We start from the raw sequence: 26259 nt of genomic DNA on the forward strand, positions 1-26259 counted from the left end.
TTGTCGGCCCCGCCGACTGTTGCTGATGGTTTTGGCGTTGGCTGCCTGTTTTTTATCTATTGTCAGACAAATGCAGATGAGCTCGCTTGTCAACTGCGATCGGTTACGCTTTGGCGATCAACTTCAGGTGCGATGATTGAAAAGCCTTCGCCTGCTGGTCTAGGGAAGGGCCCAGGAGACCATGCATGGCAGCGACGCCGCCGACCCTTCCCCCCAGTGCACCCAAAAGAATGGGCGCGCCCGGAATTCCGGCGCGCTGGACGTCAAGCGCCAAGAGCGGCGTAGGTGCCGCGCTTTCAACGGCGAGTCGCGTCTGGTTCACGCTCAGCCATGGCATCGTCAATGAAGTCTACTATCCCGGCCTCGACAGCGCCTGCACGCGCGACATGGGACTGCTGGTCACCGGCCTCGGCGGCTGGTTTTCCGAGGAGAAGCGTGACGCCACGCATGCCATCGAGCCGTTCGAGGACGGCGTGCCCGCCTACCGGCTGGTCAACGCGACGGGGCGTTACCGGATCGAAAAGCGCATCCTGGCGGATCCGGCGCGCCCGGCCCTGCTGCAGGAAATCAGCTTCACGGCACTCGAGGGCGTGGCCACGGACTACCGCGTCTACGCCCTGCTGGCGCCGCATCTGGTCAATGCCGGCATGGGCAACACCGCCTGGATCGGCGAGCACAAGGGCAAGCCGATGCTGTTTGCGTCCGGGCACGGCGCCTGCTTGGCGCTTGCCTCCTCGCTGCCCTGGGGCGACTGCTCGGCCGGCTATGCAGGCTTTTCCGACGGCTGGCAGCAACTCAGCCGCGCCGGCCGGCTCGATCCGACCTGCCAAAGCGCGGAGGACGGCAATGTCGCGCTGACCGGCGAGATCGGCTTTTCTTTAGCCAACAGCGAAGCCTTGCTTGCGCTTGGGTTTGGGGCGACGCCGGATGAAGCGGCCGAAAACGCCGCCGCCAGCCTGAAACGCGGTTTTGAGCCGGCGGCAAAGGCCTATGTCGCGAAATGGCGGAAATGGCAGGCAGGCCTGACGCCGCTCGACCACCATGATGCATCCGGCCTCAACACCTACCGCGTCAGCACAGCGGTGCTGGCGACGCACCTGTCGCTGGCGAGGCCCGGCGCGGCCGTTGCCAGCCTGTCGATCCCGTGGGGAGCGAGCAAGGGCGACGACGACCTTGGCGGCTATCATCTGGTCTGGCCGCGCGACCTTGTGGAAACCGCGGGCGGCTTGCTCGCCGCCGGCGATCCGGCGCAGGCGCTTGAGATCCTCGCCTATCTCCGTTCCATCCAGCAGCCGGACGGCCACTGGCCACAAAATGTGTGGCTCGACGGCTCGCTCTATTGGCCGGGCATCCAGATGGACGAATGCGCCTTCCCACTGCTGCTTGCCGATGCGCTGCACCGCGCCGGCCACCTGCCGCGCGCCAAGCTCGCCGCCTTCATGCCGATGGTCGAGAAAGCAGCGTCCTATGTCGTGCGCAATGGTCCCGTCACCGGGCAGGACCGCTGGGAAGAGGATGCCGGCTACAGCCCATTCACGCTCGCCGTCGAAATATCGGCACTGCTTGGCGCCGCCGATCTGTTCGACGTTGACGGCAAACCGGAGCCGGCTAACTATTTGCGCGAGGTCGCGGATTGCTGGAACGACCAGATCGAGCGCTGGACCTATGTCAGCGGCACACCGGAGTGCCACGAGGCTGGCGTCGACGGCTACTACATCCGCATCGCGCCGGCCGACGGTTCAGGCGCCGCATCGCCGAAGGACGGCTTCGTACCGATCAAGAACCGTCCGCCGGGCGATACCGACAAGCCGGCCGAAGCGATTGTCAGCCCGGACGCGCTGGCGCTAGTCCGCTTCGGCCTCAGGGCCGCGGACGATCCGCGCATCGTCGGCACGGTCAAGATCATCGACGCGCAACTGCGCTGCGACCTGCCGCAAGGGCCTCTATGGTACCGCTACACCAGCGACGGTTATGGCGAACACGCCGACGGCGCCCCCTTCGACGGCAACGGCCAGGGCCGACCCTGGCCGTTGCTGGCCGGCGAACGCGCCCACTACGAGCTGGCCGCCGGTAACAAGGACAAGGCGGCAAGCCTGCTCAGGACATTCGAGGCTTCGGCTGGTGTGGGCGGTCTGCTGCCGGAACAGGTCTGGGACGGCGCCGACATACCGGAGCGCGAATTGTGGCTGGGCAGGCCGTCGGGCAGCGCCATGCCGCTGGTCTGGGCGCATTCGGAACACATCAAGCTGTTGCGCTCGCTCCGCGACGGCGCCGTCTTCGACATGCCGCCGCAAGGCGTCAAGCGCTATGTCAGGGACAAGACCGGCTCGCCGCTGAGGATATGGCGCTTCAACAACAGGCTGCGCACCCTGGAAGCCGGCAAGACGCTGCGGGTTGAACTGCTGCAGCCGGCACTGATCCGCTGGAGCGGCGACCAGTGGCAGACCAGCCATGAAATCAACACGTCCGTGAATGTCTTTGGCGTCCATCTGGCGGATCTGCCGGTGGCCGATATTCCGCGAGGTAATACGATCGTCTTCACTTTTTTCTGGCCCGACGGCGACCGTTGGGAGAATGTCGACTTCACCGTCGGCATTGAGAACTAACTCGCCCACAATTTTCTTTCCTCAAGCGACTAGGACAAGACCATGCAGATCGGAATGATGGGACTGGGCAGGATGGGCGCCAACATGGTGCGCCGCCTGATGCGCGACGGCCATGAATGCGTCGTCTACGACATCAACCCGGCAAGCGTTGCCGCCCTGATTGCCGATGGCGCCATCGGCGCCGCCTCCATGGAAGAGTTCGTCGGCAAGCTGTCCAAGCCGCGTAGCGCCTGGCTGATGCTGCCGGCGGCGATCACCGGCAGGATCGCCGACCAGATGGCAGCATTGATGGAGCCCGGCGATATCATCATCGACGGCGGCAATTCCTATTATCACGACGCTGTCGACCAGGCGGCCGAGCTCGCGGCCAAGGGCCTGCACTATGTCGATGTCGGCACCAGCGGCGGCGTCTGGGGCTTGGAGCGCGGCTATTGCCTGATGATCGGTGGCCCCGACACGGCGGTCAAACACCTCGACCCGATCTTCGCCACGCTGGCGCCCGGCGCCGATGCCGGCGCCACGCCCGACAAGGCGGGCGGGACCGCACCCTTTGGCTACCTGCATTGCGGACCGAGCGGCGCCGGCCATTTCGTCAAGATGATCCACAACGGCATCGAATATGGCGTCATGGCCGCCTACGCCGAAGGCATCAACATCCTGAAATCGGCCAATGCCGGCAAAAGACAGCGCACGGCGGACGCCGAGACCAGCCCTTTGGAAAACCCGCAATACTATCAGTTCGACATCGACCTGCCGCAAGTGGCCGAGGTCTGGCGCCATGGCAGTGTGATCGGCTCGTGGCTGCTCGACCTCACCGCCGGCGCACTGAAGAGCGACCCGGCATTGGCCCAGTTCGGCGGCCGCGTCTCCGATTCCGGCGAAGGCCGCTGGACGCTGAAGGCGGCGATCGACACCGGCGTGCCGGCGCCGGTTCTGTCCTCGGCTTTGTTCGACCGCTTCTCCTCGCAGGGCGAATCCGAATTCGCCGACAAGCTGCTGTCGGCCATGCGCTATGCCTTTGGCGGCCATGTCGAAAAGCCGAAGGCCGGCAAGTGAAGGCCGCAGGGGAGACGCGCAAGATGAGCCCGGAACGGTCCGACACGCTGGTGCTCTTCGGAGCAACCGGCGACCTTGCCCACAAGAAGATATTTCCGGCCCTCTACCAGATGGTAGCCAAGGGGACGCTGACCGAGCCGGTGATCGGGGTCGCCTTCGATGCCTGGGACATCAACCAATTGCAGGCGCGGGCCCGCGACGGCATCGTCAACGCTGTCGGCAAGATCGACGAAAAGATCTTCGCCAAATTCGCCAATCTGCTGCGCTATGTCAGCGGCGACTACCGCGACGGCGCGACCTTCGAGAAGCTGAAGACGGCGCTCGGCTCGGCGCAGCGGCCGCTGCACTATATGGCGGTGCCGCCGACCATGTTCGAGACCGTTGTCCAGGGGCTGGAGCAATCTGGTACCGCGCATGGCGCGCGGCTGATGGTGGAAAAGCCGTTCGGCCACGATCTCCAATCGGCGCGCTGGCTGAACCGCGTGCTGCATCTGGTGTTCGAAGAGCAGTCGATCTTCCGCATCGACCACTATCTCGGCAAGGAGGCGATCCAGAACCTGCTCTATTTCCGCTTTGCCAATTCTTTTCTCGAGCCGATCTGGAACCGCAACTTCGTCGAAAGCGTACAGATCACCATGGCCGAGGACTTCGGCGTTGAAGGCCGTGGCAAATTCTATGACGATGTCGGCGCTATCCGCGACGTGATCGAGAACCATCTGCTCAACATCCTTTTGCTGCTCGCCATGGAACCGCCGGTCGGCCGCTCGGCCGACGATCTGATCGACGAGAAGGTGCAGGTGCTGCGCGCCATCCGCACGCTGACCAAGGACGACGTCGTGCGCGGCCAGTTCACCGGCTACCTCGCTGAACCCGGCGTGAAGCCGAACTCGCCGGTCGAAACCTTTGCCGCGGTGCGCTTCATGGTCGACACCTGGCGCTGGCAGGACGTGCCCTTCTTCATCCGCACCGGCAAGAACATGCCGGTGCATGTGACCGAAGTGATCGTGCGGCTGAAGCGGCCGCCGCTCGACGTCTTCGATCCGATCAAGCCCAGCGACGCCAATTACGTGCGCTTCCGCATCGACCCGCAGGTGGCGATCTCGATCGGCGCGCAGCGCAAGGCGCCCGGCGACGACATGGTCGGCGAGCAGGTCGAGCTCACCGCGCTGGACGATTCGAAGGGCGACATGCCGCCCTATGAGCGGCTGATCGGCGATGCCATGAACGGCAATGGCCAATTGTTCACCCGCCAGGATGCCAGCGAGCTTGCCTGGCGCATCGTCGGCCCGGTGCTGGGCGACACCACGCCGCCGCATATGTATGAGCCGAAGACCTGGGGGCCTGCCGACGCCATGGCCAGCTTCGGGCCGCCCAACGGCTGGATCAATCCGAGTTGAGCAATTCCAGGAAAAGTGCGAGCGGTCTTTCCGTCCGGAATTGCGTAAAACAAAGAGTTGGAGCATTCCCCGTTTCCCTGAAACGGGGAATGCTCCAAGTGAGCGGAGGAAACGACATGGCCAAGGCAGCCAAGGCAGCCAGGCCCGCGAAGGCCAAGGCCGAACCGATCGTACTGACGATCGATGTCGGCGGCTCGCATGTGAAAATCCTCACCAGCGCAGGCGGCGAGATGCGCCGGGCCGATTCCGGACCGGACCTGACACCGCAGCAGATGGTCGCCACGGTGAAGACGCTGGCCGAAGGGCTGGCCTATGACGTGATCTCGATGGGCTATCCCGGCCCGGTCAGGCACAACAGGCCTTCGCTCGATCCCGCCAATCTCGGCAAGGGCTGGGACGGCTACGATTTTGCCGCCGCCTTCGGCAAGCCGGTCAAGGTCGTCAACGACGCGCTGCTGCAGGCGATCGGCAGCTACGATGGCGGGCGCATGCTGTTCCTCGGCCTCGGCACCGGCCTGGGCGCGGCGATGATCCTCAACAATGTCGGCCAGCCGATGGAACTGGCGCATCTGCCGTACCGCAAGGGCGGCAGTTTCGAAGATTATGTCGGCGAGCGCGGCCTGGAGAAATACGGCAAGAAGAAATGGCGCAAATACGTTTTCGACGTCGTCGGGCGGCTGCGTGCGGCGCTGCAGCCGGATTATGTCGTGATCGGCGGCGGCAATGTCGACAGACTGGATGAATTGCCCGCCACATCCAGGCGCGGCGACAATACGCGCGCTTTCGAGGGCGGTTTTCGACTATGGCGCGACAAGGCGCTCATCGTCTGATAGTATTAAAATTCAGTATAGTTGTTCAAAATGACGTGTGGCGCGATGCGAAGTCATTGCGTTACGCAGATTTGGCGATTAGATCGGTGGCACCGGATGGAATCATCTGGCGCAACCGCACATATGCGGCAAGACAAATGACTAGAGCGGATTTCCGGCTCCGCTGGGACCACTCTGGGAGTTTCCGCCACCCCCATAGCGACGGAGAGATAAATTGGCCGACGACAGCAACGACTCTGACAAGGACATCGACCTGCTCGAGCTTACCGCCCATATCGTGTCCGCTTACGTCGAGAAGAACCGCTTGCCCGTTGCCGGCCTGAGCGATCTCATCGCCAGCGTTGCGGCGTCGATCGGCGGGCTCAGCCAGCCGCCGGCCCCAGTGGCGGCGCCGCAGATCCCGGCCGTCAATCCCAAGCGGTCGGTGACGCCGGATTACATCATCTGCCTCGAGGACGGCAAAAAATTCAAATCGCTGAAGCGCCATCTCGGCGTCCATTTCAACCTGACGCCGGAAGCCTATCGTACCAAATGGGGCCTGCCGGCCGACTATCCGATGGTTGCCCCCAACTACGCGGCGTCGCGCTCCGAGCTGGCCAAGTCGATCGGCCTCGGCCGCAAGGCTGCAGTGGCCGCGCCGACGAAAGCCAAGGGTCGGAAGGCCAAAGTTCCGGCCTGAGTGGGATCAGCGCCTCGGCCCTGAGCCAATCGTTTGGACGACTGGAACAGAAGCCTGCCGGCGAATGAGCCTTGGCAGGCTTCGTGCTTTTATGGCTTGTACCTCTGAGTGTCAGGACTTTGGGGAGCAGCCATGAACTACGCCAGAATGGTGATCGAGAAAGAGGCGCCGGAGGAATACGGCTACGATCGCATTCGGTTCAATCTCTCCGAAAGCTCGATCGCCGATCAGAAACTCTCCGACGTCGGCCTGTCGCTGCCGGATCTCACGCTGTTCTACGGCGAGCATCGCGGCGACAAGGAGTTGCGGGCGCTGATCGCGGCGCAGGATTCCGGCATTTCGCCTGACGATGTTCTGGTGACCGCCGGTGCGGCGGGCGCGCTCTTCATCATTTCGACCTCGCTTCTGTCGGAGCGCGACCACCTTGTCGTCGTCCGGCCGAACTACGCCACCAACATCGAGACCCCCAAGGCGATCGGCTGCGCCATCTCCTATGTCGATCTCGATTTCGACGCAGGCTTTGCCATCGATTTCGGCCGCGTCGCCGCCAGCATGCAACCGAACACCAAGCTGATCAGCGTCACCTGCCCGCACAACCCGACCGGCACGATGATGGGCCGGGCCGATCTCGACGCGCTGATTGCGCTGGCCGAAGCGAGCGGCTGCCATCTGCTGGTCGACGAGACCTATCGCGACCTCTCCTATGGACAGCGCCTGCCGGCGGCGGCTTCTCTCAGCCCCAAAGCGATCAGCGTCTCGTCGCTGTCGAAAGCCTTCGGCATTCCCGGCATCCGCATTGGCTGGCTGATCACCAGCGATGCCGAACTGCAGGAGCGCTTCCTCGCCGCCAAGGAGCAGATCGGCATTTGCGGCAGCGTCATCGACGAAGGCATTGCGCGCGGCATGCTGGAGCGCCGCGACGCTTTCCTGGCCGCTCTGCTGCCCGAGATGGCGAAACGCCGCGACATCGTGCAAGCCTGGATCGACCGCGAGCCGCTGGTCGACTGGGTGCGGCCACAAGGCGGCGTCGTCGGATTTCCAAGGCTCAATGTCAGTCCAGACTTCGACCTCGACCGTTTCTACGTCAATCTCTTGGAAAACCACGGCACCTATGTCGGTCCCGGCCACTGGTTCGATATGCCCAAGCGCTTCTTCCGCGTCGGTTTCGGCTGGCCGAAAGAGGCGGAATTACAGGGCGGCCTCGACGCCATCACAGCCGCGCTGAGGCAGTAACGTCCGCGTGCAATCGGGCGAGCGGCTGGAAAACCGCTTGATCCAGGCCCGATTTTCACGCATACGCGCCCGGAACTTTGATAAGTTTCATTGGCCGGAACAGCGCCCATTTCCGGGAAGTGCCCCGCCGGCCAATGCAAGCAACGGGGCCTGTATCCATGACATCCCATTCCCATACACCGCCTGACCGGCGTTACGCCGCCTTCCGCCATCGCTCCTTCCTGAGCTATTGGGCGGCGCGTTTCCTGACCACCTTCGCCACCATGATCGTGTCCGTCGCCGTCGGCTGGCAGATCTATGATCTGACGCGCGATCCCTTCGATCTCGGCATTGTCGGCATCGTCCAGTTCCTGCCGTCGCTGCTGCTGGTGCTGGTCACCGGCGTTGTCGCCGACCGTTTCGGCCGCCGCCTGATCATGGCGCTGGCGACGGTAGTCGAGGCAGGTTGTGCGCTTGTCCTGTTGTACTTCACGCTGCGCGGTCTCGTCAGCCCGCTGCCGATCTTCATCGTGCTGGCGATGTTCGGCCTGGCGCGCGCTTTTTACGGACCGGCCTCGTCGTCGCTGTTCGCCAATCTTGTGCCGCCGGAAGATTTCGGCAATGCGATCGCCTGGAACTCGTCCGCCTGGCAAACGGCGACCATTGTCGGCCCGGTCGCCGGCGGCCTGCTCTATGGCGTCTCGGCCGAAGCCGCTTACGCCGTTGCCTCCGTGCTGATGCTGATGGCCGGTCTGCTGATCTTCACCATTCCGAAACCGGCGCAGCAGAGCGCCACCGACAAGCCGACGATGGAGACGCTGTTTGCCGGCTTCCGCTATATCTGGAGCGAGAAGATCGTCCTCGGCGCCATCTCGCTCGACCTCTTCGCCGTGCTTCTGTCCGGTGCCTCGGCGCTGCTGCCGGTCTATGCCCGCGATATTCTGGAACTCGGCCCCTGGGGACTCGGCCTGCTGCGCTCGGCGCCCGGCATCGGCGCCATCTGTGTCGCGGTCTGGCTTGCCGGGCATCCGCTGCGCGACAATGCCGGCAAGATCATGCTCGGCTTCGTCGCCGGGTTCGGCGCCTTCACCGTGCTGTTCGGCGTCTCGACCATCACCTGGCTGTCGATCCTGGCCCTTGCCGGCCTCGGCGCCACCGACATGTTCAGCGTCTATATCAGGGAGACGCTGATCCAGCTGTGGACACCCGACGAGGTGCGCGGCCGCGTCAACGCCGTCAACCAGGTCTTCGTCGGCGCCTCCAACGAAGTCGGCGAGTTCCGCGCCGGCACCATGGCGGCGCTGATCGGCACCGTGCCCGCGGTGGTGATCGGCGGCGTCGGTGCGATTGCCGTCGCCGGACTGTGGGCGGTGCTGTTTCCGCAACTGCGAAGGGTGCGGCATCTCAACAGCCGCAACTGATCGAGTAAGCCGCTGGATCCGGTCCAAATCAGCTTGCGCCGATGACGGCTGAGATGGGTCGGAAGCGGACGGGCCGGTTCTGGGCGAACTAGCCAGATGGCGGGGCAGCCACAGGGTGGACATTTCAACCCATATGGAAAATGATCATGTTGCCATGCACAATACTGCAGTGCTCTGGTCTTCATGAGAAACCTTAAATATAGAAGAGAACCACCCGACCTCCGGGTCCAGCGAGCGGGGACGCAAATGGACACTTCAGGGAATCGGCAATCGCATCGCGACGCAAGCGGGCGACCCAGCCGATCGGCCGGCTGGCTGGCCCGCGCCGCCGTCCCAGTGGCATTTCTGCTCGGTATGGCTTTCAGCAGCAACGCGTTTGCGCAGGACCAGCAACTGCCGGTGGTGACGGCGGCCAAGCCGGTGGTACGTGAAATCGTCGAAGACGACGAGTTCGTCGGGCGCTTCGAAGCCGTCGACGAGGTCGCCATCCGTTCGCGCGTCAGCGGCTATCTGGACAAGATCAGCTTCCAGGACGGCGCACTGGTCAACAAGGGCGACCTGCTCTTCACCATCGACCAGCGTCCGTACCAGGCGGCCTACGATGCCGCCAAGTCGCAAGTAGACGTCGCCAAGTCCCTGCTCGAATTCTCCAAGATGCAGCTGGATCGCGCCGATGAACTCGCCAAGACCGGCAATATCTCGGCCGCGACGGTCGACGACCGTCGGCGGGAATACCTTTCGGCGCAGGCGCAGATGCAAGGCGCGACGGCTGCGCTGACGACGGCCAACCTGAACCTGGAGTTCACCGAGATCAAGGCGCCCTTGTCCGGCCGCATCGACCGCCGGCTGGTGTCGGTCGGCAACCTCGTGCAGCCGGATTCCACCTTGCTGACGACCATCGTCACGCGCGATCCGATCGACTTCTATTTCGACGTCGATGAGCGCCTGTATTTCAGCTACGCCCGCGACGCGAAGGAGCGCGGCGGCAGCATGCAGGAAGGCGCCGGCGGGCTCGAGGTGGTGGTTCGCGTCGCCGACCGCGCGGAGGCGGTATTCAAGGGCAAGCTCGATTTTGCCGAGAACCGGATCGACAACGCGACCGGCACCATGCGGGTGCGTGCAAGGTTTGCCAACGCCGACGGCGTTCTCCAGCCAGGCATGTTCGGGCGCATCAACGTGCCGGGGTCGCTGCCGCATAGCGGCGTCCTGGTGCCCGACGAGGCGGTCGGCGCCGATCAGGATCGCCGCATCGTGTACCTGGTGGATGAGGCCGGGATGGTGTCGGCGAAGCCCGTGCGCACCGGCCCGCTTCTCGACGGCTACCGGGTGATCCGCGCGGGCCTGACCGGCGACGAGACGATCATCGTCAACGGGCTGATGCACGCCAGGCCCGGCACCAAGGTGAAAGTCGAGATGGTGACGTTGCCGCCCAAGGTCGAGACCGCCGGGTTGCAGCAATGAGGTTCGCCCATTTCTTCGTCGACCGTCCGATCTTCGCATCGGTGGTTTCGATCGTCCTCCTGATCCTCGGCGGGATTGCTTATACCCAGCTGCCGATCGCGCAATATCCCGAGATCGCGCCGCCGACCATCGTCGTTCGCGCCCAGTACCCGGGCGCCGACGCCGAGACAGTGGCAGCGACGGTGGCAACGCCGATCGAGCAGGAGATCAACGGCGTCGAGGGCATGCTTTACATGTCGTCCTATTCGTCCGGCGACGGGGCGATGGCGCTGACCATCACCTTCAAGCTGGGCACCGATCTCGACCAGGCGCAGGTGCTGGTGCAGAACCGCGTCTCGGTCGCCGAGCCGCGCCTGCCCGAAGAAGTCCGCCGCCTCGGCATCACCACCATCAAGAGCTCGCCCGACCTGATGATGGTCGTGCACATGCTGTCGCCCGACAATACCTACGACCAGCTCTACGTCTCGAACTACGCCCGCTCGCGGGTGCGCGACATATTGCTCAGGTTGGACGGCGTTGGCGACCTCATCATCTTTGGCGAACGCGAATATTCGCTGCGCATCTGGCTCGATCCGGAAAAACTGTCCGCCTTGGGGATGACCTCGGGCGATGTGGTGCAGGCGCTGCGCGACCAGAACGTCCAGGTGTCGGGCGGCTCGATCGGCGCGCCGCCGACCAATACCGGCACGGCGTTCCAGTACACGGTCACCACGCAAGGCCGCTTCAACGACGCACGCGACTTCCGATACGTGATCGTCAAATCGGCCGAAGACGGCCGCCTGATCCAGCTGCAGGACGTGGCGCGCATCGAGCTCGGCGCCAAGGATTACGTCACCAACTCTTATCTCAACGGCAAACCGGCGGTGGCGCTCGCCATCTTCCAGCGGCCAGGCACCAATGCGCTCGCCGCAGCCGCGGAGATCCAGGACAAGATGAAGGAGCTTTCCCAGGACTTCCCGAAGGGGTTGAGCTACGACATCGTCTACAATCCGACCGAGTTCGTCGCCGAGTCGATCCAGGAGGTCTACAAGACGATCCTCGAGGCGATGGTGCTGGTCATCATCGTCATCATCGTCTTCCTGCAATCGTGGCGCATGGCGATCGTGCCGATCGTGGCGATCCCGGTGTCGCTGATCGGCACGCTGGCGGTGCTTTACGCCGCCGGCTTCTCCCTCAACATGCTGACGCTGTTCGGCCTCGTGCTGGCCATCGGCATCGTCGTCGACGATGCGATCGTCGTGGTCGAGAACGTCGAGCGCAATATCGCCAGCGGGCTGGCGCCCAATCCGGCGTCGCACCTGACCATGGACGAAGTCGGAACGGCGGTCATCGCGATCTCGCTGGTGCTGATAGCGGTGTTCGTGCCGACAGCCTTCATTCCCGGCATTTCCGGGCAGTTCTACCTGCAGTTTGCGATCACCATCGCGGTGTCGACGGCGATCTCGGCATTCAATTCGCTGACGCTCTCGCCGGCCTTGGCCGCGCTGCTGTTCAAGCCGCACCACACTGCTGCGGCGCCGCCGCGCTTTTTCCTGGCGCGGTTCGGACGGGCGCTCGCCGACGGCTTCAATCGCGGCTTCGACAAGGTCGCCCATTGGTATTCGAGCATCGTGCGCGTGCTGGTCGGCTCGCGAATAGCGATCGCCGCCACGCTGGCCGTTTTCGCGGCCCTCATCTACGCCACGGTCTATATGGTTCAGACGGTGCCGCGCGGTTTCATTCCGTCGCTCGACCAGGGCTATGCGATCGTCGTCGTCCAGTTGCCGGACGGCGCCTCGCTATCGCGGACCGATGCCGTCATCCAGCAGGCGTCGCAGATCATCCAGAAAACGCCGGGCGTCGACTACGCGGTCGCCTTCGCCGGCTTCTCCGGTGCCACCTTTACCAATGCCAGCAACGCGGGCGTGATCTTCGCCAGGTTCAAGCCGTTTGACGAGCGACTGGAAGCCGGCCAGTCCGCGACCCAGGTCATCGGCAATTTGTTCGGCAGCCTGCAAAGCATCAAGGAAGCCTTCATTATCGCACTGCCGCCGCCGCCGATCCGCGGCGTCGGCAATGCCGGCGGCTTCAAGCTGCAGATCCAGGAGCGCAACAGCGCCGACATGCGGCAGATCCTGGCGCTTGCCTATGAAATTGCCGGCAAGGCCAACAAGACGGCGGGGCTGACCGGCGTGTTCACCACCTTCTCCGCGTCCAGCCCGCAATTCTTCCTGGCGATCGATCGAGACAAGGCGCGCATCCTGAACGTGCCGATCCCCAACATCTTCGAGACGCTGTCGATCAATCTGGGCACCGCCTACGTCAACGACTTCAACGCTTTCGGGCGCGTCTACCAGGTGCGCGCGCAGGCCGACCAGGCGTTCCGCCTCGATCGCGCCGACATCTTGAAACTGAAGGTGCGCTCGGCGACCGGCGCGCTGGTTCCGCTGGGCACGTTGATCGAGATCCGCGACGTCACCGGCCCGGCGCTGGTCCAGCGCTACAACATGTACGTCTCCGTGCCGCTGCAGGGCAACGCCGCGCCCGGTGTTTCCACCGGCGATGCGCTTGCCAAGATGGAAGCGATCACGGCACAGACGTTGCCGGCCGGTACCTCCTACGAATGGACCGAACTCGCCTATCAGGAGCGCAACACCGGCAATGCCGCTGTCTATATCTTCGGACTGTCGGTGCTGTTCGTGTTCCTGGCGCTGGCGGCGCAATATGAAAGCTGGGTGCTGCCGTTCGCCATCGTGCTGGTGGTGCCGCTCGGCGTGCTCGCGGCGTTGCTCGGCGTGTCGTTCCGAGGGCTGGACAACAACATCCTCGTGCAAATCGGCCTCATCGTGCTGATCGGACTTGCCGCCAAGAACGCGATCCTCATCGTCGAATTCGCGCGGCAGGCGCAGGAACGCGGCCTGTCGGCCGCCGAGGCTGCCGTCGAAGCCTGCCGGCTCAGGCTGCGGCCGATCCTGATGACCGCCTTCTCGTTCATCCTCGGCGTCGTGCCGCTGATGATCGCGACAGGCCCGGGCGCGGAAATGCGCCAGTCGCTCGGCACCGCGGTGTTCTCCGGCATGCTCGGCGTCACCTTCGTCGGCCTGTTCCTGACGCCGGTGTTCTACGTCACGCTAAGGTCGCTGTTTTCACGGCGCAAGCCGCATGCCGAGGCCGAGCCTTCGGCACCGGCAGAGGTGCCGTCGGAGACGGCCGCCGAGTAGTGTTACACGGGCAGTTCGTGGCGCTGCCGACTATTTCGTTTTGGTGTTGAATTCACGGTTTGCGGCATAGTCGATAGTGAAGGTGCCCGCAGGAGCGCGAACGCCCTGCTTCACGTTGGATATGGTGACTGTCGAGGTAAGGCCCCTCTCGTCAGTCAGGGTCCATCTGCGTAGATCGAGCGATTCCCTGTCAAACACCATAGTGATATTCGAATTGCCGAAGGCCGACTTGTCGGCCAGCCTGATGATCACCTGGGCGCCATCGTCCTTGATACTTTTGAGGCGATTGCCGGAAAAGTTGACCTGATTGTCGAGGAGCAGCTTGAGCGGCGTCTTCGAGAGAGCATAAAGCCGCGATGTCTTGAGCTTCTTGTTATAGACCACCAAGGATTTTCCATCTGCAATTACGCTGACCCCTGATTGGCCTGCATAGTTGAACCGGATCTTGCCCGGCCGCTGGAGGAAAAATTTCCCTTTGGTCCTTTCCGCTCTTGGGCCCGACTGGACAAAGTCCCCGGACATGGACTTTACCGATGAGAAGTGATCGGCAATCGTCTTCGCTTCTACAGGTGCGGCCAAGGCCGCGGTCGAAAGTTCGGCGTTTATCGCGACAGCGCTGACAACGGCGAACCAGAAAGCCCGCAGTCTTTTGCTGTTATATGCCATTCAGTTATCCTACCCCGAAAAGACGCGTGATCGAAAGAGATCACGCGTCTTTGAGATCAGTAGCCGTCCGGGCACTGAGCAACGTAAACTCGACCGTTCCGACCGCGATATCTGCACTGGCCGGCTTCGCTGGCGTGCCCGATGACCGCCCCGGCCAGCGCTCCGACCGCCCCGCCAACAACCGCCCCTTTTACCGGGTCGCCGGCCACTGCTGCGCCTACAGCTGCGCCACCCAAACCACCGACGGCAGCGCCTTGTTCGGTGCGGGAGCATGCCGCGAGCGGAATGAGTAGGCTCAAAATGAGCAGCGTCTTCTTCATTGGTTCTCTCCTGGGGCCGTTATTAGCCGAAGCTTAAATGCGCCACGGAGTTTTTCGATCCATCGGAGTGTTTGGGGCGCAATCCAAATCTGCGGGAACGGGCTAAGGTCCCGGATCCATCGTACACGCCTCCCAGAGGTAAGTCGTCTTTGGGCAAGCTCGGCCGTTCAGAGTAGTTGGATCTTGCTCTATCCCTCAGTAGGCTTGCCGAAGATCAGGCTCAAAAATTCGCTCAGCCAGCGCTTGAGGTGCATATCCCAGATCAGCCGGCCGCCGAGATGGTCGCGGCCGGGCTGCGCGCCGGGCAATTCGAAACGGTGCGCGCCGCGCACCACCCAGCGCTGCATCATCAACCGGGTCAGTTCGCCATGGAACTGGATGCCCCAGGCATTGTCGCCATAGCGAAAAGCCTGGTTGGGGTAGGTTTCCGCCGTCGCCAGCAGCGTCGCATCCCTGGGCAGCGAAAAGCCTTCGCGGTGAAACTGGTAGACCATGTCGGGCCAAGGCAGCAGCTTCTTGCCGGCTTCGGTCGGCTTCAGCGGATACCAGCCGATCTCGACCAGCCCCTCGCCATGCCCCTCGACCTTGCCGCCGAGATGATTGGCCAGCATCTGCGCGCCAAGGCAGATGCCGAGGAAGGGCCGGTTCTCCTTTAGCGGAACATTGAGCCAGTTGGTCTCGCGGCGGACGAACTCATCTTCGTCATTGGCGCTCATCGGCCCGCCGAACACCACGGCGCCGGCGTGTCCCTCCAGCGTCTCCGGCAGGCTGTCGCCGAGAGGCGGCCGGCGGATGTCGAGGTCGAAACCTTCCTCGAGCAGCATGTGGCCAACCCGGCCGGGGCTCGAAGTCTCCTGATGCAGCACGATCAGGACTTTTGGTTTCGAGCTCGGTCTGGGCGGCATGGAAAGGCGGAATCCTATTCGTCGCTCGACGTTCCGCTGGCGTCGGGCGCGGCGGCCGCCGCCTTGCGGCGCGCCTCGACGCGATCCTGGCGCTCGACGCCGATCAGTTCGGCAACGCGCCAGACGGTGTTGTCCTCCAGTTCATGCAGTTCGCCGTCGGCATAGACGATTTCCCACATCAGGCCGATGAAAGCCTTGCGCGCCTCGGCGTCGAGATGGCGCTTCAAGACGCTGGTGAAGGCATAGAGGTCGATCGCCTCATTGTCGGCGCGCTCGCCGGCGGCAGCCAGTGCATCGAGCTCGTCGCCGCTGATCGAATAGCTCTGCGCCAGCACCTGCTTGAACCGCTCCCACTCGACATCCTGGCGCACGCCGTCGGCATTCATCACATGATAGAGCAAAGCCGACGCCGCAACGCGCGGATCGTCCGCATTGGCGCGAGCCCCAGCCCCGGAGGGCAGGTCTTTCAGAAAGGCCAGGACGCGTTCGAACATGGTGCTCACTTCACATTATGGGAGCATGATCTTTTCCAAAAACCGGTATCCACTTTTTGGGACCATGCTTCAGGGATCAAAACAGGCGGAAGCGGCGCGGTGACTTCTCCGCTTCGTCATCGGGGTCGACGCCGGGGTCGTCGGGCAGCCGCGCCAGTTCCTCGGCAGGTTCGACGGGTTCGGCGTCGTTTGGTATTGCGGCGAAAGCGGCGGCGGTGACCGGCGTGACCTGGTCATCGCCCACAGCGGGCTTCGGCTCGGTCGGCGCCTCGCTGATCGTCTTGGCAACGGCGGGATGATCGATCACTTCGGCTTCCTTTGTCGGCTTGGCGGGTGCCGCAAGCACCGGCACATCGGCTTCGTCTTCATGGCTGTCGATGAGCTGGCCCAGCCGCTCCATCGGTGCGCGCCAGGCGAAAGCGTCGAGCTTGCCGCTGACCGGCGATACCGGCGCCCAGCGTTCGGAGACGACGCCGTCGGCGACCCAGGCCGGATCGCGCGGCGCCCTGACCGCCTTGGACAGCAATTGCCTGATCTTGCCCTGGTCGCCGGTCTCTGCCTCCTCGATATCGGCCAGCAGCAGGTAAGCGCCTTCCCGGCGATCCATGCGGATCGCGGCTTCCGCCTCGCGGCGGGCGGTGGAAAAATCCTGCGCATCGAGCGCGGCGCGCGCCACCGTCATCGACGATTCGGCATTGTTGCGCTTCAGCTCCTGCAGCTTCTTCGCCCGGTTGAGACGATCGACCACGGCATCTCCCGGCCTTGCATGGGTGTAGAGCTCGGCGATCTCGGGATGCGGCTCAGCCTTCCAGGCTGCCTCAAGGATCTTCGAGCCTTTGCGCACATCGTTCTGTTTGAACAGAAGATTGGCGGCTGCAACCGCGGCCGGCGCGAAATCGGGCGCGAGCTTGTTGGCCTCGAGAGCGGCTGCCTTGGCTGCATTGGGGTCGCTGTCGGTCAGCGCCTGCGCCTTGGCGGTCAACAGCACAGCGCGGCGGCGATTGGCGGCGTCGCGTTCGATCTGCCTGGTCGACTTCTGCGCCTCCACCAGCTTCAGCGCGCCGTCCCAGTCGCCGCGCCCGGTCAGATCCTCCAGCGTCGATTCGGCGGCCCAAGCCAGTTGCGGCGCGACGGAAGCGGCGCGCCCGGCATAGTGACGCGCCGCGTTGCGGTCGCCGAGCCGTTCGGCTTCGAGATAGAGCCCGCGCAGGCCAAGCAGCCGCATTTCGGGGTCGTCGAGCATGGCCTCGAATTTTTCGCGCGCGCCCTCATGGTCGCCTTCGAGCAGCGAGGCTTGCGCTTCGAGCAGCTGGATCAGCGGCTCCTGGTCGGAGCGGATCAGTTTGGCGGCTTCCTTGGTCTTCTTGCGGGCTAGCGCGCCGTCGCCGGCGCCGGCTGCGATCATGCCGGTCGACAGCGCCTGGTAGCCGCGGTCGCGGCGGCGCACGCGGAAATAGCGCGAGATCGTGTATGGGCTGTTCCACAGCGACTTGATCAGCCACCAGACGATCATCACCGCTGCGACGACGGCAACGATCGCCACCGCAGCCACCATCAGGCTGACCTGGTATTGGTAACCGTTGAAGGTGACGACCATCTCGCCGGGACGATCGGCCAGCCAGGCAAAGCCAAGACCGAGGGCGAAGACGGCGCCGAGAAAGATGAGAATGCGGATCATCGTGTCGTCCTCATGCCTTCATCGCACCTGCAATCAGCGCGTCGACCTGCGTCTCGACGTCGATGCGCGCCTTCAGTTTGCCGGCAAAGTCGGCGCCGGCGGCCTTGACCGCATCCGGCAGCGTTGCGTATTCGCTGAGCGCCTTGGCGTAGTCGCCCTGATTGACCGCCACTTCGATGCGCGCCACGGTTTCCGGCGCGCCGGCGCCTTCGACGGCGCCGATCGGCCGAACCTTGACCAGCGATTCGGCGCTCGACAAAAGGTTCTGGAAGAAGCCGGCATTTTCATCGACCGGCGTCGCCGCCGCGACCATCGCATTGGCCGCGGCGTCGGCCTCGCCGGCAATCTCGGTGCGGGTCGGGACGCCCTTTTCAGCGTAGGGGCGCAGCGCCGCAATCTGCGGTGCATCGGGCGAGATCGCTGCGAAGGTCTCCAACTCGGCGGCGAACGGCGCGCCGCGGTCAAGCGCCGCCTTCAAGGCCGAAGCGGCGATGGCCATCGCGATCTTTGGCTGCGAGGCCTGCGCATCGACCTTGCCGGCGAGCTGCGTCACCGACTGCTCCAGCGCGGCGATCTTGCCTTCCTGCGTCTTGGCTGCCTCACCGGCCGATTTCACCAGTGCGTCGAGGCCCGCCAGTCTTTCATTGAGCGGCGCGAGATCGACGGGCGCTGCACCACCGGCCTGGCCAAGGGCGGCGACCGCGGTCTCGATCTGCTTGACCTTGTCGCCAAGCGAGGCAAGCCCGGCATTGTCGCCGGCGCCGCCCCTTTCGACCGCCGATTTCAGCGATGCGACATCGGCCTTGACCTGATCCAGCGCCGAAGACAGCCCGTCGACCTTGGCCGTTGCGGCGCCATTGCCGCTGGCTTCCCTGAGGTCGGCGATTTCGCGCTTCAGCGAAGCGATCTCGCCATTGACGCCGTCGAGCGAGACCGTGCCCGCCCCTGAGCCCGGAGCGCCAAGCACGCCGGCAAACTGCAGCCCCCCGGCGGCAGCCAGCGCGATGACACCGCCGATGATGCCGGCGGCAATGCCGTTCGTGCGCTTCGGTTGCGCGGCCATGGGCTGGTTCCCGGCTGTCCTTGGGGTTTCCTCGGGTGCACCCGGCTTGGGCGAGGCATCCTCGAAACTGTAGTCGGAGGTTCTGGCGCGCGGTGGCGCATCCGAAGCGGTGGGGTAAGGCTGCTCCGCCTGGGTGGACGCCTTCGCATCGGCGCTTTCGGGAGCGGCCTGCGCCGCGGCATCGGAGTGCTCCCACGGCTCGAGATCGGCCTGATCGGCATGAACGGGCTCGTCAGGCGTCTCCGGCTGCGCATTGGCCATGGCAGCGGCATCCTCGGCCGCAACCGACCCTGCCGGGGCCTCGGCGTCGTCCGAGTTGGCGACATCCGTCTTGGCGGCATCCGCATCGGCAATGCGCGAGACAGCGCCGGGTTCGAGTTCGATGGTCACCGGCTCGCGGCGGCTTTTCGAATGTCGCATCTTCGGCGTCTTGACCATGCGTGGGCTCCGCAATCCTGCTTCGTCTGGGCGCCCGACGGCGCGTGATGGTTTGAAAAATGGTCTAGCACATCATCATCAGGTGAAAAGGGGCGGCGTGATGACACGGGGCTCAGTCGCCGCGGTGCAACAGCTCAAGCAGCGCCTCCTCCTGCGGTTCCCGCGCCATGCGTATTTTTTTGCCGGCGGCATTGTCAAATGCCGCTGCCACGCGCTCGGAGAGCGCAAAAGCCTGCATGTTTTCAAAGAGATCGCGCAGCCCCGCCCTGTTGGTCAAGGCCTGCAACGCTGCCGCCGCCTTGGCTGAATAGAGCAGCACCGCGTCGACCGCCTTGTCGGACAGGCGTGTACGGGTTTCAGCATCGGAATAATCGAGCGAAATCGTGTCGTAGGTTTCGACGGTGCGGACCTCGACGCCGGCATTTCGCAGCCGCGCCTCGAAGGGCGGAAACCGCACGCGCCCTGTGAGATAGACGACCGCCTTGCCGGAAAGGCCGGCGGCAATCGCCTCGGCCAGCCGCTCGGCGTCGCCCGCCCCTTCGCTGACCGACAAGAACCCTGCCGAACGTGCCGCTTCAGCCGTCCTGCGTCCGACGGCATGGCAAGGCAAGGCGGCGAGCGCACGAATGAGTTCTTTCGGCGCATGCCGCACGGCATTGGCGCTGGTCACAGCGACGGCCACGGCATTGTCGCACGCAGCATCGGCGCCAACCGGCAGTGTCACCGTTTCGGTCAGTGGCAGAAGGAGAGGCTCAAATCCCAATTCCTGCAGCCGCCGCATGGTTCGCGACGCCCCAGGTTGCGGTCGCGTCACCAGGACACGCATGTCAGACCCAGCCGTCGAAGAAGGTTTCGCCCGCTTTGACCCGCACCATCCTGGCCGCGTCCGTGCCGATGTCAGCGGCATCCAGCGCCAAGCCTTCGGCCTTGACCTCATGCGATTGCGTGCCATCGGGCGAAATGATCAGCCCGGCGAAAACCAGCCTGCCGCCCGAGATCGTCGCATAGCCGGCGATCGGCGTGCGGCAGGAGCCGTCGAGCGCCGCCAGGAAGGCGCGCTCACAGGCCAGCGCCTGGCCTGTCGGCACATCATGGATGGCCACCAGCATCTTTTCGACCTCGCTGTCGCCGATGCGGGTTTCGATGCCGATTGCGCCTTGTCCCGGCGCCGGCGGAAAAGCATCGAGCGGCATCAGATCGGTGACGACATGGCCGAGCCCGAGCCGCTTCAGCCCGGCATAAGCGAGGATCGTGCCTTCGGCGACGCCTTCCTCCAGCTTGCGCAGCCTGGTCTGCACATTGCCGCGGAACATGACCACGTCTAGGTCCGGCCGCATGCGCCGGATCAGCGCCTGGCGCCTGAGCGAAGACGACCCGACCTTGGCGCCTTGCGGCAAATCAACAATGCGCTTCACCGCCTTTCCGATGAAGGCGTCCCGCGCATCCTCGCGCGGCAGGAAGGCGGACAGCTCCAGCCCGTCCGGCAGCACTGTCGGCATGTCCTTGGAGGAATGCACGGCGATATCGATCGTGCCGGCCAGCAGCGCCTCTTCGATTTCCTTGGTGAACAGGCCCTTGCCGCCGGCTTCCGACAGCGGCCGGTCCTGGATGCGGTCGCCGCTGGTCGAAATGACGACGACCTCGAAGGCTTCCGCCGGCATGCCGTGCGCTTCCATCAGCCGCGCCTGCGTTTCATGCGCCTGGGCGAGCGCCAGCGGGCTGCCGCGTGTTCCGATTTTCAAAGTTTGCATGGCGCGCGGTCCGTGATAACCCCCGGCTGGCTTTGCGTTTCCGGCACTCCCTCTAACTAGGAAAGTCCGGCGACACAATCTCTGGAGACAGCGACGAATTGATCCGCGTTCTGGGCATTGAGACGAGTTGCGACGAGACCGCCGCCAGCGTGGTGACGCTGGAAGGCGATTCCGTGCCGGTGATTGCGTCCAACATCGTGCTCAGCCAGATCGAGGAGCACGCCGCCTTCGGCGGCGTGGTGCCGGAGATCGCCGCGCGTGCCCATGTCGAGGCGCTGGACGGCATTGTCGAGGCCGCTCTTGCGGATTCGGGCGTAGCCCTGGCCGACATCGACGCCATTGCCGCCACTGCCGGCCCCGGCCTGGTCGGCGGGCTGATCGTCGGCCTGATGATGGCCAAGGCGATTGCAGCGGCCGCCGGCAAGCCGCTGATCGCCATCAACCATCTCGAAGGCCACGCACTGACCGCAAGGCTGACCGACGGGCTCGACTTCCCCTATTTGCTGCTGCTGGTCTCCGGTGGCCACACCCAGATCGTCGCCGTGCGCGACGTCGGCGACTACCAACGCTGGGCGACGACCATCGACGACGCGCTCGGCGAAGCTTTCGACAAGACGGCCAAAATGCTCGGCCTGCCCTATCCCGGCGGCCCGAACGTCGAAAAGGCGGCAATGTCGGGCGATGCGACGCGCTTTGCCTTTCCGCGGCCGATGAGGGGCTCGGCGCAGCCCGATTTCTCCTTCTCCGGCCTCAAGACCGCCGTGCGCCAGGCGGCGACCGCCATCCAGCCGCTGAGCGAGCAGGATGTCGCCGACATCTGCGCCTCGTTCCAGGCGGCGGTAGCCGACGCACTTGGCGACCGCGTGGCCCGCGCGCTGGCCCGCTTCCGCGACGAATTTCCGGACAAGGCCGAGCCGGCGCTGGTCGTTGCCGGTGGCGTCGCCGCCAACAGAGCGATCAAGGCGACGCTGCAGAAGCAGTGCGCCGAGGCCGGCTTCGCCTTTGTCGCGCCGCCGCTCAAACTGTGCACCGACAACGCGGCGATGATCGCCTGGGCCGGCATCGAGCGGTTGCGGGCAGGCCTGTCGCAAGAGAACGGCTTCGATTTCGTGCCGCGTTCTCGCTGGCCGCTGGACAGCATTTCGGCCCCGATGGTCGGCTCCGGCCGGCGCGGAGCAAAAGCATGAGCGCCGGCAACACAAGCGGCAGGGACAGAACCGGCTGGCGCGTCGCCGTGCTTGGCGGCGGCGCCTGGGGCACGGCGCTAGCGCTGGCGATGCTGCGCGCCGGTCACGATGTCCGGCTCTACGCCCGCGACGAAGAGACGGTTTCCGCGATCCGCCGCGGCGAGAACCCGCGTTATCTCCCCGGCATCGCCATTGAAACAGGCATTGCGGCGACGAGCGATATCGGCACGGCCCTGACCGATGCCGATTGCGCGCTGGCCGTGGCGCCGGCACAGGCGCTGCGCGCCATGCTGACGACGGCAAAGCCCCATATGCCGAAAGGCATCCCGCTGGTTCTCTGCGCCAAAGGCATTGAGCGCGACACCGGCGCGCTGCTGTCGGCGATCGTTGATGAGATTCTGCCCGAAACTCCGGTTTCGGCCCTGTCCGGTCCCAGCTTTGCCGCCGACGTCGCCAGGGGTCTGCCGACCGCTGTCGTGGTTGCTGCACGCGACGACGCCTTGGCGGCCGAGCTTGCCGCGCGCTTTTCGGCGCAGAATCTGCGCTGCTATTCCAGCGACGATTTGATCGGCGTCGAGATCGGCGGTGCTTTGAAGAATGTGTTCGCCATTGCCGCTGGCGCCGTCACCGGCGCTGGGCTCGGCGCCAGCGCGCAGGCCGCCATGGTGACACGCGGCTTCGTCGAACTGCGCCGCATCGGCGCGTCCTTCGGCGCCAAGCCGGAGACGCTGATGGGGCTTTCCGGCCTCGGCGACCTTTTGCTGACCTGCTCTTCCGCCCAGTCGCGCAATTTCGCCTATGGGCTGGCGGTGGGGCAAGGTAAGCCCTTGTCCGGACTGCCGCTCGCCGAAGGCGTGCCGACGGCGGCGATCGCCGCCCGCATCGCCACCGAGCGCCACATCGACGCGCCGATCATCGCAGCGGTGTCGGCGGTACTGGACGGCACGATCACCATTCGGCAGGCTGTCACGGCATTGATGACCCGGCCGCTGAAGACCGAAAGCGGTATTAATTGTAAACTCCCGTGAACAGCTCGGCATTGTCCCCGCCAGGCACGATGCGGTTTTCATAGTGACCTTCCGGCAGCAGCAGTGCCTCGGCTGGACCGTTGCGCAGGACAACGTCGCTGGTACCTGCCTCCAAGGATAGGGGCGAAGAATGCGAGGTGCCGTTTATCTCGACCTCGCCGTCTGCAAGCTCCCCGCTGGTCGTGTACAGGCTGTATCGTCCGGCGACAGGCACCTTGAAAACGACCGGACGACCGGAATAGAGGCGACGACCAGCCATTCTGATGTTGGGAGCGATCTGGACGTAGCTGTCGCGGATGAGAGGCGCGATCACGGTATCGATCAAATCCATGCGATATGACCAGAGGACCATCTTGGGCGGGGAATCCGAGAGAACTTTGTAGGCTTCCGATTGCCTGCCTTCCTGCAATGTTTTCAAGACATAATGCTGGTCGAGCCAGAGTGTGGAGGGCTCCTGTCGATTGGGCAGCATGGCGATGCCGTCGAAATACTTCTCATCCGGTGCGAGCAAAGATTCCGCGCGCGAGACCAGTTCAAGCTGGGTCTGATTGTTGAGGCGTAGGTAAACGACATTGCTCGCGTAGCTCATGGCGATGGCTGTGATCAGCACCGCGAGGACAGGAACCCGGTAGCGCGCGTGGGTTGCGGTGCTGTCGAGAAGCTCCAACGACCAGAGCGCAACGAAGGGCAACGCCATGATGAAGACATAAGGCCAGGGCTGGTCGTGCGTGAATACCAGCACCGTGATGACGAGTGAAAAGATCAGCGCAATTCGCCTTCGACCATCGAGTTTCATGATCCGCATCAGTGACAGGGCCATACCGGAGAAACAGATCCCGTAAAGAAGGGCGTTCCGCGCCAGTGTCTGTAACACGAACTGCCTCAGTCCCCCGTAGTCACCGCCTCCACGCGTCGCAATCTCGACCGGGCCAAGTATAAGGTTTTTGGCCGCGAGAACAGGGGCGCCTCCACCGAAGATCAAGCAATAGACCATTATCGGAACGGCCCATCCAAGCACGAGCCACCCTCCGCGAACCGCCCCTGTTGCGTAGCGTCTCATCAAGGCTGCGTCAGCAACAAGGCCGATGCCGAGCGCAACGTTGAAGTAGACCGATTTCTGAGTGATGACGAAGGCAAGGCCACTTAGCATGCCGGCGGCAACAAGCTGCCTTGCCCTCAACCCAGGTGCGCGCAGGACAACCAGCAACGCCGCCACGGCGAAGAACACTGCCGGCGGTTCGGCGATGGTACGAAAGATGCGCTCCATGAAATTCGAAAAGCACAGGAGAACGAGGACGATCGTCAAAGCGCGCACGCGATCCTCGCCCAGAGCGCGAGCGCATGCGTAGATCAAAGAGATCGTCCCGCAGGCCAGCAACGCAGTCTGCATGCGGCCAGCAAGCAGAACCGACGTGGCATTCCAGCCGATCAGATGAGCAATCTCATAAAAAGCCGCATAGCCGACCGCCTTGGGATGCCAGATCGTATCGAACAGGCCGTTGGAGAAATATTTCGCCCATCCGAGTTGGACGAATTCATCCATGACGAAGCGGATGTTCCAAGCCAGAACGAACAGCAAGATGATCTTGAGTGCGATCAGGATATGCAGAAAAGTTGTTGTTGGGCGCTGCCCGAGAGCGAACAGCTTGTTTGGTCCCGGCTCCTGCGTATTCAAGACAACCCCCTCGATCGTGCCCAGGCAGACCAACGCCAGGCGTGCTGCCTCGCTGGGCGCAACGCCCTTCATCATCAGACAACAACTTCGAGGCCGGCAGCTCCGCTTGGCGAAGCATGGTTCCACCGCGGTTAATTTTCCGAGACTGTGCGGAACTGAAGCCGTCGCGCTTCGGATTCTTGCAGCGCTCCGCTCCAGCCTGTCTATACGTAGCGGACTTTAGCCGCTGTTAGCCTTTTGCTTGCTAAGAAGCGTTACGTTCAGACACGGCAACCTGCCTCTGCGACAATGCGGAGGCTTGAAAGGACATCGCGTGCTACAACCCAAGATGGCATCGGGCCTCGTCTGCCCAGTCTGCTATTCCAGGCTTGGCACAAGCCCGGTTGCCCTGACCTGCGAATCTTGCCCTGCCCCCTATCCCGTGCACAAAGGGATTCCGTTCTTTGTCGAGTCGCCGGTGAGGGAGGGCTTCGACGCGAGCTTCCATGAAGAGGCGTATGCCGGTACCAGTACGCGCGCCCGTCTCTACAATTCGCTCAAGCAGGTCATCACCAGCGAATATTCACCGCACGACACGCTAAATTCGTTTCTTGCCTCGATACCTCAGGACTCGATGATCGTTGAGTTCGGCTCCGGCGCACGGCGCGTCCGCCCCGATGTTCTCAACATTGACCTGTTCCCCACCCCGAACGTCGATCTGGTCGCGAATATCGAGCACACGCCGCTTGCGAGCGATTCCGTCGACGTCGTCATTCTGGACAGCGTGATCGAGCATGTTCCCAATCCGGTAGCGGTCGTCGATGAAGTGTTCCGTGTCCTGAAGCCGGGTGGGAAGCTGCTCTGCATCAACCCTTTCCTGTTCCCCTATCACGGCTATCCCGCCCACTACTGCAACTTCACAAAGGACGGGATCGAGCAGCTTCTCCAGCGGTTCGCAAGGGTAGAGGTCCAGACGCATCAAGGGCCGACAAGCGCGATCGTCAACATCCTTTCGGAATATATCGGCGTCGTTATCGGTCGAGAGAACCGAACCCGCTACATGATAGCGAAAGCCGCAATCCTGACGCTGACATTCCCGTTGAAGTTTATCGATAAATTTCTGGTCGATCGCCCGGAGAGTCACCGGATCGCCAGCATGCTCAGCACCATCGCGACCAAATAGCGTGTCGTTGATCCGCGCTTACCGCCTCGT

Annotated in this window: 21 protein-coding genes; 12 read left to right on the forward strand and 9 right to left on the reverse strand. The window is 63.8% G+C overall.

Annotated features, from left to right (window positions below):
- Positions 1 to 185 precede the first annotated feature (185 nt).
- The 9 genes from AC3CCE_RS10960 to AC3CCE_RS11000 all read left to right on the forward strand — a co-directional run bounded on the left by AC3CCE_RS10960 (position 186) and on the right by AC3CCE_RS11000 (position 13862).
- Positions 186 to 2606 (forward strand): glucan 1,4-alpha-glucosidase, encoded by a 2421-nt coding sequence (locus tag AC3CCE_RS10960; protein WP_352626020.1) that lies wholly within the window; start codon positions 186 to 188, stop codon positions 2604 to 2606.
- Between the two features lie 42 nt (positions 2607 to 2648).
- Positions 2649 to 3662 (forward strand): phosphogluconate dehydrogenase (NAD(+)-dependent, decarboxylating), encoded by a 1014-nt coding sequence (gene gnd / locus AC3CCE_RS10965; protein WP_352626021.1) that lies wholly within the window; start codon positions 2649 to 2651, stop codon positions 3660 to 3662.
- A 23-nt stretch (positions 3663 to 3685) separates the two neighbouring features.
- Positions 3686 to 5059 carry a glucose-6-phosphate dehydrogenase gene (zwf, locus tag AC3CCE_RS10970; protein ID WP_352512748.1) on the forward strand — a complete coding sequence of 458 codons (1374 nt, stop codon included), beginning with the start codon at positions 3686 to 3688 and terminating at the stop codon, positions 5057 to 5059.
- Between the two features lie 116 nt (positions 5060 to 5175).
- Complete coding sequence (locus tag AC3CCE_RS10975) at positions 5176 to 5889, forward strand: ROK family protein (protein ID WP_023745386.1); 714 nt, start codon at positions 5176 to 5178, stop codon at positions 5887 to 5889.
- Positions 5890 to 6103: 214 nt separating this feature from the next.
- Positions 6104 to 6568 carry a Ros/MucR family transcriptional regulator gene (locus AC3CCE_RS10980; protein WP_023726073.1) on the forward strand — a complete coding sequence of 155 codons (465 nt, stop codon included), beginning with the start codon at positions 6104 to 6106 and terminating at the stop codon, positions 6566 to 6568.
- A gap of 132 nt (positions 6569 to 6700) precedes the next feature.
- Positions 6701 to 7801 carry a pyridoxal phosphate-dependent aminotransferase gene (locus AC3CCE_RS10985; RefSeq protein ID WP_352512750.1) on the forward strand — a complete coding sequence of 367 codons (1101 nt, stop codon included), beginning with the start codon at positions 6701 to 6703 and terminating at the stop codon, positions 7799 to 7801.
- Positions 7802 to 7959: 158 nt separating this feature from the next.
- On the forward strand, positions 7960 to 9201 hold the full coding sequence (locus AC3CCE_RS10990; RefSeq protein ID WP_352626022.1) for an MFS transporter: 1242 nt from the start codon (positions 7960 to 7962) through the stop codon (positions 9199 to 9201).
- Between the two features lie 354 nt (positions 9202 to 9555).
- Positions 9556 to 10662, forward strand: a complete 1107-nt coding sequence (locus tag AC3CCE_RS10995; protein WP_023687741.1) for an efflux RND transporter periplasmic adaptor subunit — start codon at positions 9556 to 9558, stop codon at positions 10660 to 10662.
- Positions 10659 to 13862, forward strand: a complete 3204-nt coding sequence (locus AC3CCE_RS11000; RefSeq protein WP_023694470.1) for an efflux RND transporter permease subunit — start codon at positions 10659 to 10661, stop codon at positions 13860 to 13862. The genes AC3CCE_RS10995 and AC3CCE_RS11000 overlap by 4 nt, the downstream gene beginning before the upstream one ends.
- 30 nt (positions 13863 to 13892) lie before the next feature.
- On the opposite strand, the gene AC3CCE_RS11005 is transcribed toward AC3CCE_RS11000, so the two are convergent.
- The 8 genes from AC3CCE_RS11005 to hemC all read right to left on the reverse strand — a co-directional run bounded on the left by AC3CCE_RS11005 (position 13893) and on the right by hemC (position 21177).
- Positions 13893 to 14528 (reverse strand): LolA family protein, encoded by a 636-nt coding sequence (locus tag AC3CCE_RS11005; RefSeq protein ID WP_023687739.1) that lies wholly within the window; start codon positions 14526 to 14528, stop codon positions 13893 to 13895.
- A 56-nt stretch (positions 14529 to 14584) separates the two neighbouring features.
- Complete coding sequence (locus AC3CCE_RS11010; RefSeq protein ID WP_023670477.1) at positions 14585 to 14848, reverse strand: YMGG-like glycine zipper-containing protein; 264 nt, start codon at positions 14846 to 14848, stop codon at positions 14585 to 14587.
- Positions 14849 to 15036: 188 nt separating this feature from the next.
- A complete protein-coding gene (locus AC3CCE_RS11015; protein WP_023752685.1) occupies positions 15037 to 15753 on the reverse strand; it encodes a glutamine amidotransferase in 717 nt (238 codons plus the stop codon).
- A gap of 14 nt (positions 15754 to 15767) precedes the next feature.
- Entirely contained in the window at positions 15768 to 16247 is a 480-nt protein-coding gene (locus AC3CCE_RS11020; protein ID WP_023687738.1) for a tellurite resistance TerB family protein, read from the reverse strand.
- Positions 16248 to 16323: 76 nt separating this feature from the next.
- The gene (locus AC3CCE_RS11025; RefSeq protein ID WP_352626023.1) at positions 16324 to 17925 is read right to left on the reverse strand and encodes a heme biosynthesis protein HemY; all 1602 of its coding nucleotides are present in this window, start codon (positions 17923 to 17925) and stop codon (positions 16324 to 16326) included.
- Positions 17926 to 17935: 10 nt separating this feature from the next.
- On the reverse strand, positions 17936 to 19426 hold the full coding sequence (locus AC3CCE_RS11030; protein WP_352626024.1) for a COG4223 family protein: 1491 nt from the start codon (positions 19424 to 19426) through the stop codon (positions 17936 to 17938).
- A gap of 112 nt (positions 19427 to 19538) precedes the next feature.
- Positions 19539 to 20252, reverse strand: coding sequence for a uroporphyrinogen-III synthase (locus AC3CCE_RS11035; protein WP_023710201.1), 714 nt, complete (start codon positions 20250 to 20252; stop codon positions 19539 to 19541).
- A 1-nt stretch (position 20253) separates the two neighbouring features.
- Positions 20254 to 21177 (reverse strand): hydroxymethylbilane synthase, encoded by a 924-nt coding sequence (gene hemC, locus AC3CCE_RS11040; protein ID WP_023736796.1) that lies wholly within the window; start codon positions 21175 to 21177, stop codon positions 20254 to 20256.
- Positions 21178 to 21278: 101 nt separating this feature from the next.
- Here hemC and tsaD point away from each other — a divergent pair, with 101 nt between their 5' ends.
- Positions 21279 to 22364 carry a tRNA (adenosine(37)-N6)-threonylcarbamoyltransferase complex transferase subunit TsaD gene (gene tsaD, locus AC3CCE_RS11045; RefSeq protein ID WP_352538950.1) on the forward strand — a complete coding sequence of 362 codons (1086 nt, stop codon included), beginning with the start codon at positions 21279 to 21281 and terminating at the stop codon, positions 22362 to 22364.
- Positions 22361 to 23392, forward strand: a complete 1032-nt coding sequence (locus AC3CCE_RS11050; RefSeq protein WP_352626025.1) for an NAD(P)H-dependent glycerol-3-phosphate dehydrogenase — start codon at positions 22361 to 22363, stop codon at positions 23390 to 23392. Before tsaD ends, AC3CCE_RS11050 begins: the two co-directional genes overlap by 4 nt.
- Here the strand turns inward: AC3CCE_RS11050 and AC3CCE_RS11055 are convergent.
- The gene (locus tag AC3CCE_RS11055; protein ID WP_352626026.1) at positions 23373 to 25142 is read right to left on the reverse strand and encodes a DUF7056 domain-containing protein; all 1770 of its coding nucleotides are present in this window, start codon (positions 25140 to 25142) and stop codon (positions 23373 to 23375) included. The genes AC3CCE_RS11050 and AC3CCE_RS11055 overlap by 20 nt on opposite strands.
- Positions 25143 to 25380: 238 nt before the next feature.
- On the opposite strand from AC3CCE_RS11055, the gene AC3CCE_RS11060 reads away from it, so the two are divergent.
- On the forward strand, positions 25381 to 26229 hold the full coding sequence (locus AC3CCE_RS11060) for a methyltransferase domain-containing protein (RefSeq protein WP_352512763.1): 849 nt from the start codon (positions 25381 to 25383) through the stop codon (positions 26227 to 26229).
- Positions 26230 to 26259 lie beyond the last annotated feature (30 nt).

Source organism: Mesorhizobium sp. P160187 (genome assembly GCF_057766425.1).

Excerpts from the sequence above, each read along its gene's own strand:
- AC3CCE_RS10960 (WP_352626020.1), top strand. The coding sequence starts at position 186 with ATGGCAGCGACGCCGCCGACCCTTCCCCCCAGTGCACCCAAAAGAATG.
- gnd (WP_352626021.1), top strand. The coding sequence starts at position 2,649 with ATGCAGATCGGAATGATGGGACTGGGCAGGATGGGCGCCAACATGGTG.
- zwf (WP_352512748.1), top strand. The coding sequence starts at position 3,686 with ATGAGCCCGGAACGGTCCGACACGCTGGTGCTCTTCGGAGCAACCGGC.
- AC3CCE_RS10975 (WP_023745386.1), top strand. The coding sequence starts at position 5,176 with ATGGCCAAGGCAGCCAAGGCAGCCAGGCCCGCGAAGGCCAAGGCCGAA.
- AC3CCE_RS10985 (WP_352512750.1), top strand. The coding sequence starts at position 6,701 with ATGAACTACGCCAGAATGGTGATCGAGAAAGAGGCGCCGGAGGAATAC.
- AC3CCE_RS10990 (WP_352626022.1), top strand. The coding sequence starts at position 7,960 with ATGACATCCCATTCCCATACACCGCCTGACCGGCGTTACGCCGCCTTC.
- AC3CCE_RS10995 (WP_023687741.1), top strand. The coding sequence starts at position 9,556 with ATGGCTTTCAGCAGCAACGCGTTTGCGCAGGACCAGCAACTGCCGGTG.
- AC3CCE_RS11000 (WP_023694470.1), top strand. The coding sequence starts at position 10,659 with ATGAGGTTCGCCCATTTCTTCGTCGACCGTCCGATCTTCGCATCGGTG.
- AC3CCE_RS11005 (WP_023687739.1), bottom strand. The coding sequence starts at position 14,528 with ATGGCATATAACAGCAAAAGACTGCGGGCTTTCTGGTTCGCCGTTGTC.
- AC3CCE_RS11010 (WP_023670477.1), bottom strand. The coding sequence starts at position 14,848 with ATGAAGAAGACGCTGCTCATTTTGAGCCTACTCATTCCGCTCGCGGCA.
- AC3CCE_RS11015 (WP_023752685.1), bottom strand. The coding sequence starts at position 15,753 with ATGCCGCCCAGACCGAGCTCGAAACCAAAAGTCCTGATCGTGCTGCAT.
- AC3CCE_RS11020 (WP_023687738.1), bottom strand. The coding sequence starts at position 16,247 with ATGTTCGAACGCGTCCTGGCCTTTCTGAAAGACCTGCCCTCCGGGGCT.
- AC3CCE_RS11025 (WP_352626023.1), bottom strand. The coding sequence starts at position 17,925 with ATGATCCGCATTCTCATCTTTCTCGGCGCCGTCTTCGCCCTCGGTCTT.
- AC3CCE_RS11030 (WP_352626024.1), bottom strand. The coding sequence starts at position 19,426 with ATGGTCAAGACGCCGAAGATGCGACATTCGAAAAGCCGCCGCGAGCCG.
- AC3CCE_RS11035 (WP_023710201.1), bottom strand. The coding sequence starts at position 20,252 with ATGCGTGTCCTGGTGACGCGACCGCAACCTGGGGCGTCGCGAACCATG.
- hemC (WP_023736796.1), bottom strand. The coding sequence starts at position 21,177 with ATGCAAACTTTGAAAATCGGAACACGCGGCAGCCCGCTGGCGCTCGCC.
- AC3CCE_RS11050 (WP_352626025.1), top strand. The coding sequence starts at position 22,361 with ATGAGCGCCGGCAACACAAGCGGCAGGGACAGAACCGGCTGGCGCGTC.
- AC3CCE_RS11055 (WP_352626026.1), bottom strand. The coding sequence starts at position 25,142 with ATGATGAAGGGCGTTGCGCCCAGCGAGGCAGCACGCCTGGCGTTGGTC.